10 protein-coding genes are annotated in these 18,401 nt (G+C 48.7%); 3 read left to right on the top strand and 7 right to left on the bottom strand.

Annotated features, from left to right (window positions below; genetic code table 11):
• Positions 1 to 18: 18 nt before the first annotated feature.
• From uvrA to glsA, 3 genes are read left to right on the top strand one after another with little or no spacing between them, the layout of a single operon-like run.
• Positions 19 to 2,844, top strand: a complete 2,826-nt coding sequence (uvrA, locus tag KZ771_RS12880) for an excinuclease ABC subunit UvrA (RefSeq protein WP_290570861.1) — start codon at positions 19 to 21, stop codon at positions 2,842 to 2,844.
• A gap of 15 nt (positions 2,845 to 2,859) precedes the next feature.
• Positions 2,860 to 3,267, top strand: coding sequence for a thioesterase family protein (locus KZ771_RS12875; protein WP_290570863.1), 408 nt, complete (start codon positions 2,860 to 2,862; stop codon positions 3,265 to 3,267).
• Entirely contained in the window at positions 3,257 to 4,213 is a 957-nt protein-coding gene (glsA, locus tag KZ771_RS12870; RefSeq protein WP_290653839.1) for a glutaminase A, read from the top strand. The genes KZ771_RS12875 and glsA overlap by 11 nt, the downstream gene beginning before the upstream one ends.
• Here glsA and KZ771_RS12865 read toward each other — a convergent pair whose 3' ends face one another.
• The 7 genes from KZ771_RS12865 to rpoB form a co-directional block, all read right to left on the bottom strand.
• A complete protein-coding gene (locus tag KZ771_RS12865; protein WP_290570868.1) occupies positions 4,214 to 4,993 on the bottom strand; it encodes a transporter substrate-binding domain-containing protein in 780 nt (259 codons plus the stop codon).
• Positions 4,994 to 5,380: 387 nt separating this feature from the next.
• Entirely contained in the window at positions 5,381 to 6,565 is a 1,185-nt protein-coding gene (gene tuf / locus KZ771_RS12860; RefSeq protein WP_133541027.1) for an elongation factor Tu, read from the bottom strand.
• A gap of 60 nt (positions 6,566 to 6,625) precedes the next feature.
• Positions 6,626 to 8,749, bottom strand: a complete 2,124-nt coding sequence (fusA, locus tag KZ771_RS12855) for an elongation factor G (protein ID WP_133540857.1) — start codon at positions 8,747 to 8,749, stop codon at positions 6,626 to 6,628.
• A gap of 30 nt (positions 8,750 to 8,779) precedes the next feature.
• Positions 8,780 to 9,250, bottom strand: coding sequence for a 30S ribosomal protein S7 (gene rpsG / locus KZ771_RS12850; protein WP_133540859.1), 471 nt, complete (start codon positions 9,248 to 9,250; stop codon positions 8,780 to 8,782).
• Between the two features lie 71 nt (positions 9,251 to 9,321).
• Positions 9,322 to 9,696 (bottom strand): 30S ribosomal protein S12, encoded by a 375-nt coding sequence (gene rpsL, locus KZ771_RS12845; RefSeq protein WP_006956845.1) that lies wholly within the window; start codon positions 9,694 to 9,696, stop codon positions 9,322 to 9,324.
• A 203-nt stretch (positions 9,697 to 9,899) separates the two neighbouring features.
• Positions 9,900 to 14,132, bottom strand: coding sequence for a DNA-directed RNA polymerase subunit beta' (gene rpoC, locus KZ771_RS12840; RefSeq protein ID WP_290653838.1), 4,233 nt, complete (start codon positions 14,130 to 14,132; stop codon positions 9,900 to 9,902).
• Positions 14,133 to 14,204: 72 nt separating this feature from the next.
• Complete coding sequence (rpoB, locus tag KZ771_RS12835) at positions 14,205 to 18,233, bottom strand: DNA-directed RNA polymerase subunit beta (RefSeq protein ID WP_290653837.1); 4,029 nt, start codon at positions 18,231 to 18,233, stop codon at positions 14,205 to 14,207.
• Positions 18,234 to 18,401 lie beyond the last annotated feature (168 nt).

Genomic DNA, 18,401 nt, shown 5'->3' with positions numbered 1-18,401 from the left:
GCCAACAGGAAGCGATGAATGGATAGTATAGAAGTACGCGGAGCAAGAACGCACAATTTAAAGAACTTTAACCTTTCTATTCCACGCGACAAGCTGGTTGTGATCACTGGTTTGTCCGGTTCGGGTAAGTCGTCGCTGGCATTTGATACCTTGTACGCTGAAGGTCAACGCCGGTATGTTGAGTCGTTGTCAGCATATGCGCGGCAGTTTCTGTCACTAATGGAAAAGCCCGATGTCGACTCAATTGAAGGGTTATCACCTGCGATCTCGATTGAACAAAAGTCGACGTCACATAATCCCCGTTCAACGGTCGGCACCATTACCGAGATTTACGACTACCTGCGACTATTGTTTGCCCGGGTTGGTGAACCCCGTTGCCCTACTCACGACGTACCATTAGCAGCACAAACCGTGTCGCAGATGGTGGATAACGTGTTGTCAGCTCCGGAAGGTGCCAAACTTATGCTGCTGGCACCAATTATCCAAAACCGTAAGGGCGAACATATTAAGGTACTGGAGAACCTCGCGTTGCAAGGGTTCATTCGCGCCCGTATCGATGGTGAAATTTGCGACTTAAGCGATCCGCCGCCGTTAGAGCTGCAGAAAAAGCACACCATAGAAGTGGTTGTTGACCGCTTTAAAGTACGTGAAGGCCTGGAACAACGTCTGGCGGAGTCATTCGAGACCGCGCTGGAATTAAGCGGCGGTACCGCATTAGTCGCACCGATGGAAGGCGATGACGAAGAGATGGTATTTTCGGCTAACTTCGCCTGCCCACATTGCGGTTTTAGTATGCAGGAGCTTGAGCCACGCTTGTTCTCGTTTAACAACCCTGCCGGCGCATGTAATACCTGTGACGGTTTAGGTGTAGAACAGTTTTTTGATCCGGCAAAAGTTATTACCAATGCGGAGCTATCGCTATCGGGCGGCGCGATCCGTGGTTGGGACAAACGTAACTTCTACTACTATCAAATGCTGCAGTCGTTAGCCAAACATTACGATTTTAAGCTGGCAACGGCGTTCCAGGATTTATCCGAACAGCTGCAGCATAAAATACTCTTTGGTAGTGGCCAGGAACAAATCAAATTCACCTATGTTAATGATCGTGGTGACAAGGTGGTGCGCGAACACCCGTTCGAGGGAATTATCCCCAACATGCAGCGCCGCTATCGTGAAACAGAGTCACAAGCAGTTCGCGAAGACTTAGCCAAATACATCGCCATGCAGCCATGCAAAAGCTGCCATGGCACTCGCTTGCGTCCGGAAGCTCGCCACGTCTTTGTAGAAAACACCACGCTGCCCCAGGTTGCCGAGCGCTCCATTGGCGATGCGTTGGAATTTTTCCAATCGCTGAGCCTGGAAGGTCAGCGGGCACAAATTGCAGAAAAGATTTTAAAAGAAATTAACGACCGTCTGCGCTTTCTGGTTAACGTGGGCCTTAACTACCTGAGTCTGTCCCGTAGTGCAGAAACACTGTCAGGTGGTGAAGCCCAGCGTATTCGGCTGGCCAGCCAAATCGGTGCAGGGTTAGTTGGTGTAATGTATGTGTTGGATGAGCCGAGTATTGGCCTGCACCAACGCGATAACGAGCGCTTACTGAATACCCTGACTCATCTGCGCGACCTAGGGAATACGGTAATTGTGGTTGAACACGACGAAGATGCGATTCGTCAGGCCGATCATGTTATCGATATTGGTCCGGGTGCGGGCGTACACGGCGGCGAAATCATTGCTCAGGGTAACGTTGACGACATTATCGCCAGTGAGAACTCACTTACCGGCGATTATTTGTCAGGTAAAAAAGAAATTGAAGTGCCTGCTGAGCGCTTTAAAGTCGATAAGCGTCGATTGACGATAAAAAATGCCACCGGTAATAACCTTAAGGGCGTTGATTTTGAGCTACCCATTGGCGTCATGACCTGTGTTACCGGCGTGTCCGGTTCAGGCAAGTCGACATTAGTAAATGACACACTGTTCCATATTGCCCATCACGAATTAAATAAGGCAACAACCGGCGAGCCAGCGCCTTACCAAAGCGTCGACGGTTTACAGTATTTGGACAAAGTAGTCGACATAGACCAAAGCCCCATCGGCCGTACGCCACGTTCTAATCCGGCGACCTATACCGGTATTTTTACACCAATCCGTGAATTATTTGCCGGCGTGCCCGAGGCGCGTGCTCGTGGTTACAAACCTGGTCGCTTTAGCTTTAACGTGCGCGGCGGGCGCTGTGAAGCCTGTCAGGGCGATGGCGTTATCAAAGTCGAGATGCACTTTTTACCGGATGTCTACGTGCCTTGTGATATTTGTAAGGGCAAACGCTACAACCGCGAGACGCTGGATATTCAGTATAAGGGTAAGAATATTAACGAAGTGCTGGATATGACCATCGAAGAAGCACGGGAATTCTTCGACCCTATCCCTGCTATTGCGCGCAAGCTGCAAACGCTTATGGATGTTGGTTTATCTTACGTGCGACTTGGTCAGTCGGCGACAACACTGTCAGGCGGTGAGGCGCAACGAGTCAAGTTGTCACGTGAGCTGTCTAAGCGGGATACCGGCAAAACATTGTATATACTAGACGAGCCAACTACCGGCCTGCACTTTCATGACATTAAGCAGCTACTGGCGGTGATTCATCGCTTGCGTGACCACGGTAATACGGTGGTTGTTATCGAACACAACCTGGACGTCATTAAAACCGCCGACTGGATTATCGACTTAGGCCCGGAAGGTGGCTCAGGTGGTGGCGAAATCATTGCACAGGGAACACCAGAGCAAATTTGCGAGGTAGAACGTTCGCACACCGCACGTTTTTTAAAACCGATGTTATCTAAAACCTAACTGACAGAGACGACGATGTTAGAAGAGCAGTTTAAAGTACGTTTTTATGAAACAGACGCCTTAGGCCACGTTAATAATACGGTAGTGCCCATGTGGATAGAAACGGGTCGCCTGCCGATTTTTGAGTTTTTTGGCGAGATGTCACCCGAAACACAAAGTTTGATCGTCGCGCGGCTTGAAGTTGATTACGCACGGCCTATATTTTTTGGTAGTAATGTAACCGTTAAAACCTACGTTAGCCGCTTAGGTGGTTCATCATTTGATATCTCAACAGAGATTTGGCAAAAAGACGAGCTGTGCGCGAAAGGCAAAACTATTTTGGTTTATTTTGACTTTAAAGAGCAAAAGTCTATACCGTTAACTGACGGCCTGCGTAGCCGTTTAGTAACACTCACACATCCGGAGCATCCTCTTGACGCGTGAATTAGTCAGTGGTGGTCAACACATCCATGCACCTGACGATCTTAACCGGTTGTTACAGGACATTTATGACGAGGCCATGACGATAACGTCGGGTAAGGTCGCTGACTATATCCCGGCGCTGGCTGAAGTTAACCCTGACTACTGCGCTTTAACTCTGGCAACGCTGGACGGCGAGGTATTTAATGTCGGTGATACCAAAGAACACTTCTCGATTCAGTCCGTGTCTAAGATTTTTGGCCTAATGTTGGCGATGGACCGACTCGGGGACGACCTCTGGCAACGGGTTAAAATGGAGCCGTCTGGTCAAGCCTTCAACTCTATTGTACAGCTGGAATGGGAACAGGGTATTCCGCGTAATCCAATGATCAATGCCGGGGCGATCCTCGTCAGCGATGTGTTGGTCAGCCATTACTCGGCCAGTAAAAACGCTGTTTTGAGTCTGGTTCGTAGCTTATGCGGTAACGACAAGATCTATGCGGATCACGATGTCCACCTGTCAGAAAAGGAACACGGGCACCGCAATGCAGCACTGGCTCACCTGATGAAAAGTTTCGGTAACATCGAGTCTGATGTCGATGAGTTACTGGATCATTATTTTTGGCAGTGTGCGATAACCATGACTGGAGAGAACCTCGCCCGCTCGTTCACTTTTTTGGCAAACGACGGTGTTTGTCCTTTCTCAAAAAAAGAAATCATGTCTAAGCGCGACTCGCAGCGTATTAACGCACTGTTATCGACCAGTGGTATGTACGACCAAAGTGGTGAGTTTGCCTTTACCGTTGGGGTTCCTGCCAAAAGCGGCGTGGGCGGCGGTATTGTTGCGATAGTACCGGATTTTGGCGTGATATCTGCGTGGAGCCCACGCCTGAATGATTATGGTAACAGCGCGCGGGGTATGTTTATGGTGCGCGAACTAGCTAACCGTCTCGGCCTGAGTGTGTACTAACTAACGTCGATAAATTTGGAATCTTTGCAAATTAAAGCGGGCGAATAACGTATCAAGGCGCCCATCTCTGGCCAAATCCCTTAATAACCGCTGCATCTCGTCCCGACTAATATTCTTGTTAGGCGCGATTAAGACGCTCATCTCGTACTCGTGTTCGATCTGCTCAGATACGAATAACTGATCGAGGTAATTTACCGATGCATTGCGCAAGGCACTTAGTAGTTCGTCGTTTAACACCGCGGCATCAATACGGCCTCCCAACAACATACGCACATTAGTAATGCGCGAGTCAGCCAAATAGATATCGTAGCGCTCTGCAACCTCCGCCGAGTCCAATATTTCGCCCGCCATAAGATAATGATAGCCGCGAACACCACCTAGTGTTTTACCTTTTAAGTTGTCAAAAAAGGCCTGGGTACGGCCAGCAACCTTTTTGGTGACCAATCTCTCTCTACCTTTGAGTAACGGCAAAGTAGAAGCGATATCAAGCGCACGCTCTTGCCAACCCCATATGGGAGATTCGAATAGGATCACATCGCAACAACCATTTTCGGAAAGAGCCTGATAACGGCCATTGGGCGGAATAGCCTGAATAATAAACTCGTAGCTACTTTGGGACGTATTTAATAAGTCTACTAACTCAGTAGTTACGTCAGTCTCTAGCGTGTCTGAGAAAAATGGAGGGAAATCATAAGCAGCAACGTACACCGGCTGCTGCGCAGCGGCAGCTCCTGATGCCACTGATAATAATAATGTTACTGTTAAGAAAAGTCGTTTCACGATACATCAATGAATTGCAAACACGCACCCATAATACTTAAGCCAGCGTGAAGCGCAAGCGTGGATGCTCACTTCGTTCGCGGCTTTTGCCCCTGCGGGGCGGCCGTTTGTGCCTGCGGCACAGCTGTTTGTAACCTGCCTTCGGCGGTTACGGCTATTTGCCCCCTCCGGCGGCGGTAAAACCAAAAACAAGGCTGTCTAGGTTTCAGTATTTATGTTTTCCCGCGCCGTAGGCGCAAACGGCCGTGCGCAAGCGAAGCGAGCGCACAAACAGCCGTTGCGTAGCAACAAACAGCCGTGCCGCAGGCACAAACGACCGCCCCGCAGGGGCAAAAAAGCCATAAAAAAACCCGGCCGAAGCCGGGTTTTTATCAACACGTGTGTTGATTAGTCGATGATCTTAGATACAACACCTGCACCTACAGTACGACCACCTTCACGGATTGCGAAACGCAAACCTTCGTCCATTGCGATTGGAGCAATCAGCTCTACAACAAACTTCAGGTTGTCGCCCGGCATAACCATTTCTACGCCTTCCGGCAATTCTACTGCGCCCGTTACGTCAGTTGTACGGAAGTAGAACTGTGGACGGTAGCCTTTAAAGAATGGCGTGTGACGGCCACCTTCGTCTTTGCTCAGTACGTAGACTTCTGCTTCGAACTTAGTATGCGGAGTGATTGTACCTGGCTTCGCCAATACCTGACCACGCTCTACTTCGTCACGCTTAGTACCACGCAACAAGGCACCGATGTTCTCACCTGCACGACCTTCGTCAAGCAGCTTACGGAACATTTCAACACCAGTAACGGTAGTCTTCGTGGTGTCTTTCATACCAACGATTTCACACTCGTCGCCTGTACGCACGATACCGCGCTCTACACGACCAGTTACAACCGTACCACGACCTGAAATCGAGAATACGTCTTCGATTGGCATGATGAATGGCTTATCGATGTCACGCTCTGGCTCCGGAATGTATGAATCCAGCGCGTCTGCAAGCTCAACAATCTTCTTAGCCCAGTCTTCGTCGCCTTCCAGTGCTTTCAGTGCTGAACCCTGGATTACCGGCAGGTCGTCGCCCGGGAATTCGTATTCTGATAACAGTTCACGAACTTCCATTTCTACCAGCTCTAGCAGCTCTTCATCGTCAACCATGTCACATTTGTTCATGAATACAACGATGTAAGGGACGCCTACCTGACGTGACAACAAGATGTGCTCACGTGTTTGTGGCATTGGGCCGTCAGTGGCCGCTACTACCAGGATTGCACCGTCCATCTGTGCTGCACCGGTGATCATGTTTTTAACATAGTCAGCGTGTCCAGGGCAGTCTACGTGTGCGTAGTGGCGAGTTGGCGTGTCGTACTCAACGTGAGAAGTCGAGATAGTGATACCACGCTCTTTCTCTTCTGGCGCGTTATCGATGGCTGCGAAGTCTTTCGCCGCACCACCATAAACTTTTGCCAAAACGGTAGTAATAGCAGCAGTAAGAGTAGTTTTACCGTGGTCAACGTGACCAATGGTGCCGACGTTTACGTGCGGCTTCGAACGTTCAAATTTTTCTTTAGACATGATAGTTCCTCAAACTTAAGTTAAAAGCCCGGTCTCGTAAAAAACCGGACCAGACCTTACTTATTTAGCGTTACGCTCAGCCATCACTTTTTCAGCGATGTTGTTTGGTGCTTCACCGTACTTCAAGAATTCCATTGAGTATGATGCACGACCTTGGGTTTGTGAACGCAAGTCAGTTGCGTAACCAAACATCTCAGACAATGGAACAACAGCGTTGACAGCTTTCAAGCCACCTGGCGCTTCTTCCATACCTTCGATAAGACCGCGGCGACGGTTTAAGTCACCAACCACATCACCCATAGATTCTTCTGGCGTGATAACTTCAACTTTCATCAACGGCTCAAGTAATACCGGATCGGCTTGCATTGCGCCTTTTTTGAAAGCCATGCTACCGGCGATTTTAAATGCCATTTCTGATGAGTCGACGTCATGGTAAGAGCCATCATACAGGGTTGCTTTAACACCCAGTACTTGGTAACCGGCTAATACGCCCTGTTCCATCTGCTCTTGAATACCTTTATCAACAGCCGGGATGTACTCTTTTGGTACCACACCACCAACAATTTCGTTAACGAATTTGTACGTGATGTCTTCGCCATCTTCGTCTTCTTCGATAACCATTGGCTCCAATTTAAGCCAAACGTGACCGAACTGACCACGACCACCTGATTGACGTACGAATTTACCTTCGACTTCAACCGGCTTACGGATAGCTTCACGGTATGCAACCTGAGGCTGACCTACGTTACATTCAACTTTGAATTCACGCTTCATACGGTCAACGATGATATCCAGGTGCAACTCACCCATACCAGAGATAATGGTTTGGCCAGATTCTTCGTCAGTCTTAACACGGAACGACGGATCTTCTGCAGCCAACTTACCTAAAGCAATACCCATTTTTTCCTGGTCAGCTTTAGTTTTCGGCTCTACCGCAACAGAGATAACCGGCTCTGGGAATTCCATACGCTCAAGAATAATCTTGTTGTTTGGATCACACAGCGTATCACCTGTAGTTACGTCTTTAAGACCGATCAATGCAGCAATGTCACCCGCGCGTACTTCTTTGATTTCTTCACGGCTGTTAGAGTGCATCTGAACCATACGGCCCACGCGTTCTTTCTTGTTTTTAACCGGGTTGACGACACCGTCGCCCTGGTTAAGAACACCTGAGTATACGCGCACGAACGTTAGCGTACCAACGAACGGGTCAGTTGCGATTTTAAACGCCAATGCCGAAAATGGTTCGTTGTCATCAGACTTACGAACACCTTCAGACTCATCGTCTAAGATACCAGTAATTGCTTTAACTTCAGTTGGTGAAGGCAAGTATTCAATAACCGCGTCAAGTACCGCTTGAACGCCTTTGTTTTTGAATGCAGAACCAGCAGCAACCAGGCAGATTTCGTTTGCTAGTGTACGCGCACGAAGACCTAGTTTGATTTCTGCTTCTGTCAGTTCGCCTTCTTCCAGGTATTTTTCCATCAACTCTTCGTTGGCTTCAGCCGCAGCTTCTACCAATTCAGCGTGATATTCTTCACACTGGTCGACCATATCAGCAGGGATCTCTTCATAAGTGAAAGAGGTGCCCATGTCTTCGTCGTTCCAGTTGATGAACTTCATCTTGATCAGGTCAACAACACCACGGAAGTTTTCTTCTGAACCCACTGGCAATTGCATTGGTACAGCAACTGCATTCAAGCGAGTTTTCATCTGTTCAACAACAGACAAGAAGTCAGCGCCTGCACGGTCCATCTTGTTGACGAATACCATGCGTGGAACTTCATATTTATTCGCCTGACGCCAAACGGTTTCCGTTTGCGGCTGAACACCAGAAGAAGCACAAAGAACGACAACAGCGCCATCAAGTACCCGCAGAGAACGTTCTACTTCGATGGTGAAATCAACGTGTCCAGGGGTGTCGATGATGTTTACGCGGTGTTCTGGGAACTGCTTATCCATACCTTGCCAGAAACATGTAGTTGCTGCAGAGGTAATGGTAATACCACGTTCTTGTTCTTGCTCCATCCAGTCCATGGTAGCTGCACCATCGTGCACCTCACCAAGTTTGTGAGACAGACCAGTGTAGAACAACACACGTTCGGTTGTGGTTGTCTTACCGGCGTCTACGTGAGCGCAAATACCGATGTTACGATAACGCTCAATGGAAGTTTTACGAGCCACAATAAACTCCTTACTCGGTTAACTGTGAATTTACCAGCGATAGTGAGCAAACGCTTTGTTTGCTTCAGCCATGCGGTGAACGTCTTCACGTTTCTTCACAGCTGACCCTTTGTTTTCTGATGCATCTAGCATTTCAGCTGCCAGACGCTGCGACATTGATTTTTCACCACGGGTGCGCGCTGCATCAACTAACCAGCGCATAGCCAGTGCGTTACGACGTACCGGACGAACTTCAACTGGAACTTGGTAGGTTGAACCACCCACACGACGAGATTTAACCTCGACTGTCGGACGCACGTTGTCTAACGCAGCGTCGAAAATTTCCAAATGATCTTTACCTGACTTGTCTGCCAGGATGTCCAGTGCACCGTAGATAATCTTTTCAGCGACTGCTTTTTTGCCGTCAACCATGACGACATTAATAAACTTAGCCAACAACTCCGATCCGAACTTAGGATCTGGAAGGATTTTACGTTGACCTATGACGCGTCTTCTTGGCATCTCAATATTCTCCGATTAATTCAGGGTATTACCCAAAACGTACAAAGTTTGGCCTTACTAACGGAGAACCGTTAAGACTTAGGCCGCTTCGCGCCGTACTTAGAACGGCCTTGTTTACGATCGTTAACACCTGAACAGTCAAGTGCACCACGAACGGTGTGGTAGCGAACACCTGGCAAGTCTTTTACACGACCGCCACGGATCAGTACGACTGAGTGTTCTTGTAGGTTGTGACCTTCACCACCGATGTATGAAGAAACTTCATAACCGTTGGTCAAGCGAACACGACAAACTTTGCGCATTGCAGAGTTTGGCTTTTTCGGGGTTGTGGTGTAAACACGGGTACATACACCGCGTTTTTGAGGGCACGCTTCAAGAGCCGGAACGTTGCTTTTCACAACCGGCTTTTGACGGCCTTTACGCACCAGCTGGTTAACTGTTGCCATTCATTACTCCTAGTTTAGTTGATGTCGCTTTTTAGCGCGCACAATGTGCGTGAAAAATCGCTAACTCTGACCATTAAACGCCAGATCCCGAAATTCGGGAGCGGGAATTTTAATGGTCATAATTTCACCTGTCAAGGTTATATAAAAGAAGCCGGCACTGAAATCAGTACCGGCTTCTGTACGCTGACTAAGCAGAGCGTGCGTTATTCTGCACTATCGTCGCTTTGGCCACCCGCATTTAGGGCATCAGCCAATTGCTGTTCTGCTTCTTCCGCGGTCATCTTAGGCGCTTCCGGTTCAACCGCTAACTCTTCCATACGGCGGTCCATGCGCTCTTTATGATAAGAGTAACCGGTACCGGCAGGAATCAAACGACCTACGATAACGTTTTCTTTCAGTCCACGCAGACTGTCTTTCTTGCCGCCAACAGCTGCTTCGGTCAGGACACGTGTAGTTTCCTGGAACGAGGCTGCTGAGATAAACGACTCGGTCGACAGTGAAGCTTTGGTAATACCCAGCAACTGACGTTCGAAGCTTGCCGGTTGTTTGCCTTCAGCTTCTGCTTTTGCGTTAGCCGCCAGTACTTCGGCCATTTCAACCATTTCGCCTTCCAGCAGATTGGTGTCATTGGCACGTAAGATAAGCGCTTTGCGCAGCATCTGACGAACGATAGTTTCTATATGCTTATCGTTAATCTTAACGCCCTGCAGACGGTAAACTTCCTGTACTTCGTTGACGATGTAGTTAGCTACCGCACTAACGCCACGCAAACGCAGAATGTCATGTGGAGCCTCAGGACCGTCGGCGATTACCTCACCTTTTTCGACGTGTTCACCTTCAAACACGTTAAGCTGACGCCACTTCGGAATCATCTCTTCGTGTTGTTCAGCACCGTCAGTCGGCGTGATGATCAGGCGACGCTTGCCTTTGGTTTCTTTACCAAACGACACAGTACCTGTCTTCTCTGCAAGAATCGCCGGCTCTTTCGGACGACGTGCTTCGAACAAGTCCGCAACCCGTGGCAAACCACCGGTAATATCGCGGGTCTTCGAACCTTCTTGCGGAATACGCGCCAGGGTATCACCGACTTTAACTTCGGCATTATCTTCCAGGTTGATGATGGCGTTGCCTGGCAGGAAGTACTGCGCAGGGATATCAGTGCCGACGATATTAACGTCGTTACCTTTATTATCCACCAACTTAACCATCGGACGCATGTCTTTACCGGCACTGGTACGTTGACCTGTTTCCAACACTACCACGCTGGATAGACCGGTCAGTTCGTCGGTTTGACGGGTCATGGTGACACCATCAATCAAGTCAACAAACTTGATGCGACCTTCTACCTCGGTAATGATTGGGTGCGTGTGCGGGTCCCAGTTAGCAACGGTTTCGCCGCCTTCAACTGAGTCGCCTTCGCCTTTTTTCAAGGCTGCACCGTAAGGTACTTTATAACGTTCACGCTCACGGCCGAACTCGTCGATTAACGTCAGTTCAGTAGAACGTGACGTAATAACGTGCTGTTTATCGCTGTTAACAACCCACTTGGCATTGTGCAGTTTGATCGTACCCGGGTTTTTAACCTGAACACTGTTCTCTGCTGTTGCCCGTGATGCAGCACCACCGATGTGGAAGGTACGCATGGTAAGCTGTGTACCTGGCTCACCGATTGACTGTGCAGCAATAACACCAACTGCTTCGCCTTGGTTAACCATATGGCCACGAGCCAGGTCACGACCGTAACAGTGCGCACAAACACCGAAGTCTGTGTCACAGGTGATAACCGAGCGAACTTTTACTTCATCAATTGAGTTTTCTTCAAGGATGTCGCAGTTCTTCTCATCCAATAAAGTGTTACGCGGTAACAACACATCTTCTGAGCCTGGCTTCATTACGTCTTCACATACCACACGACCCAATACGCGTTCGCGCAATGGCTCTACAACGTCACCACCTTCGATAAGCGGTTTCATTGTCAGGCCTTCAAACGTGCCGCAATCTTCTTCCATGATTACGACGTCTTGTGATACGTCAACCAGACGACGTGTCAGGTAACCTGAGTTCGCTGTTTTCAGTGCCGTATCAGCCAAACCTTTACGCGCACCGTGCGTTGAGATGAAGTACTGAAGTACGTTCAAACCTTCGCGGAAGTTTGCGACGATTGGTGTTTCGATGATTGAGCCATCTGGCTTAGCCATCAGACCACGCATACCCGCCAACTGACGAATCTGTGCGGGGCTACCACGAGCACCTGAGTCGGCCATCATAAAGATTGAGTTAAATGATGCTTGTTCCTCTTCTTTGCCATCTTTGTTAGTGACAACTTCTTTAGAGAGGTTTTCCATCATCGCTTTCGAGACTTTCTCGTTGGCGGTTGACCAAATATCGATGACTTTGTTGTATTTCTCACCAGCGGTTACCAAACCTGATTCAAACTGTTCCTGAATCTCGGCAACTTCTTCTTCCGCGGCTTCAACAATCTCTTTCTTCGCATCCGGGATGACCATGTCGTTAATACCGACAGAGGCACCAGAGACCATCGCATAGTGGAAACCGGTATACATCACCTGGTCAGCGAAAATAACGGTGTCTTTAAGGCCTAAATCACGGTAAGCCTGGTTTAGCATACGCGCAATTGGCTTTTTGCCCATTGGCTGGTCGATTAGCTCAAACGGCAAGCCTTTTGGCATAATTAGCGACAATAACGCACGACCAACTGTGGTTTCACGCAGTTGCGTGCGGGTTTCGCTGTTACCGTCTTCATGGATTACCGTATCAGTGATACGCACTTTCACGCGGCTGTGAAGCTCAACCAAGCCATTGCGGTAAGCTTTTTCAGCTTCTGACGGGCTCTTAAATACCATGCCCTCGCCTTTGGCGTTGATTTTTTCTTTGGTCATGTAATACAGACCCAAAACAACGTCTTGCGAAGGAACAATGATAGGGTCGCCGCTTGCTGGTGACAGCACGTTATTGGTCGACATCATCAGCGCACGAGCTTCTAACTGAGCTTCCAACGTCAATGGCAAGTGAACCGCCATTTGGTCACCGTCGAAGTCGGCGTTGTAAGCAGCACAAACCAATGGGTGCAGCTGAATCGCTTTACCTTCGATTAGTACCGGTTCAAATGCCTGAATACCCAAACGGTGCAATGTTGGCGCACGGTTCAATAGTACCGGGTGCTCTTTGATCACTTCATCAAGAACGTCCCAAACCTCAGCGGTTTCACGCTCAACCATCTTCTTCGCGGCTTTGATTGTGGTCGCTAAACCACGACGCTCAAGCTTGCCATAGATAAACGGTTTGAACAGTTCCAGTGCCATTTTTTTCGGTAAACCACACTGATGCAACCGCAATTTAGGACCTACGGTGATAACCGAACGGCCTGAGTAGTCTACACGTTTACCCAACAGGTTTTGACGGAAACGACCTTGCTTACCTTTGATCATATCGGCCAAAGATTTAAGCGGTCGCTTATTAGAACCGGTGATGGCACGACCACGACGACCGTTGTCTAACAACGCATCAACCGCTTCCTGCAACATCCGTTTTTCGTTACGGACGATGATGTCAGGTGCTGCTAAATCAAGCAGGCGCTTAAGGCGGTTGTTACGGTTGATAACACGACGGTACAGATCGTTAAGATCCGAGGTCGCAAAACGACCACCGTCCAATGGTACCAATGGACGCAGATCCGGTGGTAAAACCGGCAGTACTTTTAGAATCATCCACTCAGGTTTGTTACCCGACATTTGGAACGATTCAAGTAGCTTCAGGCGTTTACTAATTTTCTTACGCTTGGTTTCAGAGTTGGTTTCTGGTAATTCTTCACGTAACTGCTGAACTTCGGCATCGATGTCAATAACGCGCAACAGATCCAGTACCGCTTCGGCACCCATCTTCGCATCAAATTCGTCGCCGTGTTCTTCCAACGCGTCCAGATACTCTTCTTCGGTCAGAATCTGACCTTGCTCTAATGACGTTAAACCACCTTCGGTAACGACATAAGATTCAAAGTAAAGTACACGTTCAATGTCACGCAAAGTCATATCCAGCATCAAACCGATGCGCGACGGCAACGACTTAAGGAACCAGATATGCGCAACCGGGCTAGCCAATTCGATGTGACCCATACGTTCGCGACGCACTTTGGTCAGTGTCACTTCGACGCCACACTTCTCACAGATAACACCACGGTGCTTCAAACGCTTGTATTTACCACACAAGCATTCATAATCTTTTACCGGACCAAAGATACGTGCACAGAACAAACCGTCACGCTCTGGTTTAAAAGTACGGTAGTTGATTGTCTCCGGCTTCTTCACTTCACCATATGACCAACTACGGATCATGTCAGGCGATGACAGCTGGATTCGAATACCATCGAATTCTTCTGTCTGATTGGCCGGTTTTAAAAACTTAAGCAAGTCTTTCACGATTTATCTCCTGTCGGAGTTCAAACCTCTGGGGAGCGCAAGCACTCCCCGAATTCATTCCGCAACAGCGTTTTAGCTCTGTTCCAGCTCGATATTAATACCCAGTGAGCGAATCTCTTTCAACAATACGTTGAACGACTCAGGGATGCCTGCATCCATCTGCAAGTTGTTGTCGACGATGTTTTTGTACATCTTGGTACGACCATTGACGTCGTCCGATTTCACCGTCAGCATTTCCTGCAAGGTGTAAGCTGCACCATAAGCCTCTAATGCCCAGACTTCCATCTCACCGAAGCGCTGACCACCAAACTGTGCCTTACCGCCCAGTGGCTGCTGAGTAACCAAGCTGTACGAACCAGTAGAACGGGCGTGCATCTTGTCGTCAACCAAGTGGTTAAGCTTAAGCATGTACATGTAACCCACGGTTACGTCACGCTCAAAGCGGTCACCGGTACGGCCGTCATACAAAGTAATCTGGCCCGACTCAGGGATATCTGCCAGTTTCAGCAGTTCCTTGATTTCGGCTTCTACCGCACCGTCAAATACCGGCGTTGCAGTCGGCAAACCGCCACGCAAGTTGTGTGCAAGACGCAATACTTCGTCATCGCTAAACTCACTGATATCTACTTGCTGACGGCATTCGCCCAGCGCATAGACTTGTTGCAGGAAGTCACGCAAATCTTGCATCGCCTGTTGCTGTTTCAGCATCTTATCGATCTTGATGCCGATACCACGCGCGGCCATACCCAGGTGCGTTTCCAATACCTGACCAATGTTCATCCGCGACGGTACACCCAGCGGGTTTAGTACGATGTCGACTGGATTACCTTCTTCGTCGTGCGGCATATCTTCAACCGGAATAATAGTTGAGATAACACCTTTGTTACCGTGACGGCCGGCAAGTTTATCGCCAGGCTGAATACGACGTTTCACAGCAAGGTAAACCTTGACAATCTTCAGTACGCCAGGCGCCAGATCATCACCCTGGGTGATTTTACGACGCTTAGTTTCGAACTTCTGATCAAAGTCTTCACGGATTTGCTGGTATTGCTCTGCAATCTGCTCTAACTGTTCTTGGGCACTTTCATCACTTAAGCCCTGAGTTAACCAATTGCTACGGTCCATGCTCGCCAATTTAGCTTCATCGAAGCCATTAGCCAGTAACAGGTTGCGTGCACGGTTGTAGATACCTTCTTCAAGGATCTTGAACTCTTCGGTTAAATCTTTCTTAACCTTGGCCAGTTGCATCTCTTCGATTGCAATCGCGCGTTTGTCTTTTTCTACGCCATCGCGAGTAAACACCTGAACATCAATAACAGTACCGTTCACACCGTTAGGCACGCGCAGTGAGCTATCTTTAACGTCTGATGCTTTCTCACCGAAGATGGCTCGCAACAGTTTCTCTTCTGGCGTTAACTGAGTTTCACCTTTAGGCGTTACTTTACCAACCAGAATGTCGCCACCGTTAACTTCCGCCCCAACGTATACAACACCCGCTTCATCCAGCTTGCTCAGCGCAGACTCACCTACATTTGGAATATCTGAAGTAATTTCTTCAGCGCCCAACTTGGTATCACGAGCCACACAGTTCAATTCCTGAATGTGGATGGTTGTCATGCGGTCTTCCTGAGCAACACGCTCAGAAATCAGGATAGAATCCTCGAAGTTATAACCGTTCCACGGCATAAATGCGACGCGCATGTTTTGACCCAGGGCTAATTCACCCAGGTCTGTAGACGGTCCATCAGCCAGTACATCGCCACGGGTAACCGGTTCGCCCGGATTAACCGTTGGCTTTTGGTTAATACAGGTGTTCTGGTTAGAGCGCGTGTACTTAGTCAAGTTGTAGATGTCGATACCGGCTTCGCCAGGTACCATTTCTTCTTCGTTGACTTTTACAACGATACGGCTGGCATCCACGTAATCGACTACACCACCACGTTTCGCTACCACACAAACACCGGAATCAACCGCGATGGTGCGTTCAATACCTGTACCCACTAACGGCTTGTCAGCGCGTAATGTTGGTACTGCCTGACGTTGCATGTTTGAACCCATCAATGCACGGTTGGCGTCATCGTGCTCAAGGAACGGGATCATACTCGCTGCAATCGATACGATTTGCTGCGGTGCAACATCCATATATTCAACCTGTTCTTTACTGACCAGGGTGAATTCATTTTTGTGGCGGCAGGGAATCAAGTCTTCGACAAGTTCGCCGTTGTCGTCCAGCGCAACGTTGGCCTGGGCGATAACATAGTTGCCTTCTTCGATTGCTGACAAATAAACAACGTCGTCGGTTACCTGGCCATTTTCGATACGACGATACGGCGTCTCCAGGAAGCCATATTCGTTAGTACGGGCAAAGGTCGACAACGAGTTAATCAAACCGATGTTCGGACCTTCCGGCGTTTCGATTGGACACAGACGACCATAGTGAGTCGGGTGAACGTCTCGAACTTCGAAGCCGGCGCGCTCACGGGTCAAACCACCCGGACCTAATGCAGAAATACGACGCTTATGCGTGACTTCTGACAGCGGGTTGTTTTGGTCCATAAACTGCGACAATTGGCTCGAGCCAAAGAATTCTTTTACCGCGGCACTAATCGGTTTAGCGTTGATCAGGTCCTGCGGCATCGTATTATCCAGGTCGCCCAGCGATAAACGTTCTTTAACTGCACGCTCTACACGAACCAAACCGACACGGAACTGGTTTTCCGCCATCTCGCCGACAGAGCGGATGCGACGGTTGCCCAAGTGATCAATATCGTCAACTTCATCAAGACCGTTACGAATCTCAATGAGCTTCTTCATTACTTCGATAATGTCGTCGTTGGTCAAGGTGTTAGTACCGGTCAGGTCTTCACGACCTAAACGTCGGTTAAACTTCATCCGGCCAACAGTCGACAAGTCATAACGATCTTCACTGAAGAAAAGATTGTCGAACAAAGCTTCGGCTGCTTCCCGCGTTGGCGGCTCACCCGGACGCATCATCCGGTAAATCTCAACCAATGCTTCTAAGCGATTGGTGGTGCCATCAACACGCAGGGTCTCACTCATATATGGACCGTGATCAAGGTCGTTAACAAACAATGTTTCGACCTTTTTGATACCGGCTTCGCTCAATTTAGCAATGAGTTCAAGCGTTAATTCATCATTCGCGTTAGCAACGATTTCGCCAGTCTTTTTATCTGCGTAATCCTTGGCTAACACTTTGCCGACCATATATTCAACCGGCACTTCAAGTTCTGACAACTCAAGCTTCTCAAGTTGGCGAATATGACGTGCAGTAATACGACGGCCTTTCTCGACAATCATTTCACCATCCGGTGACTTGATATCGAATTTAGCCGTTTCACCACGCAAGCGTTCTGGCACCAATTGCATTTTTACTTTGGTCTTCAGAATCTCGAAATACGTGGTCTCGAAGAACATCCCGAGGATTTCTTCGGTGCTGTATTCAAGCGCACGTAAAATGATTGACGCAGGTAGTTTACGGCGACGATCAATACGCACGAACACGTTGTCTTTAGGATCAAATTCAAAATCCAGCCAGGAGCCACGGTAAGGGATAACGCGCGCGTTATACAACACTTTACCTGAGGAGTGTGACTTCCCTTTGTCGTGATCAAAGAACACACCTGGCGAACGGTGAAGCTGTGACACAATGACGCGTTCGGTACCATTAATGACGAACGTTCCGTTCTCAGTCATTAATGGGATTTCGCCCATGTACACTTCTTGTTCTTTGATGTCTTTAACTGTTCCAGCGGCTGCTTCTTTGTCAAACAGAACCAGACGCAGCTTCACACGCAGTGGCGCAGAATAAGTAATTCCGCGAATTTGACATTCTTCAACGTCAAACGCAGGCTCACCCATGTGGTAACTGACGTACTGCAGTTCCGCATTACCTGAGTAGCTGGCAATCGGAAAAACCGAACGAAAAGCTGCTTCCAGACCATTGTTTGCCTCTGGATCAACTTCAATAAATTTCTTAAATGAATCAAGCTGCATTGACAGCAAGTAAGGCACTTCCAGCACTTGTGGCCGTTTACCAAAGTCCTTACGAATACGTTTTTTCTCTGAGTAGGAGTACGCCATGGGGTTCCTCAGCTAGCTGATTGATGACCCTAACCAACGAGTGGTTCGATGGTTAAATACAGAGTGTTAATCTGTTGTTCCCGTTGTTCTATTTACCGCTAACTTGTATCCCAACGACGGGCAAAAATGATACAAGCGTTAAAGCGCGAAAAGGCTGGTGGTCAATTA

The organism is Idiomarina sp. (assembly GCF_019431395.1).
Taxonomy (GTDB): domain Bacteria; phylum Pseudomonadota; class Gammaproteobacteria; order Enterobacterales; family Alteromonadaceae; genus Idiomarina.
Note: the sequence above shows the minus strand (reverse complement) of the source record. Positions and strands in the feature narration are given on the sequence as shown.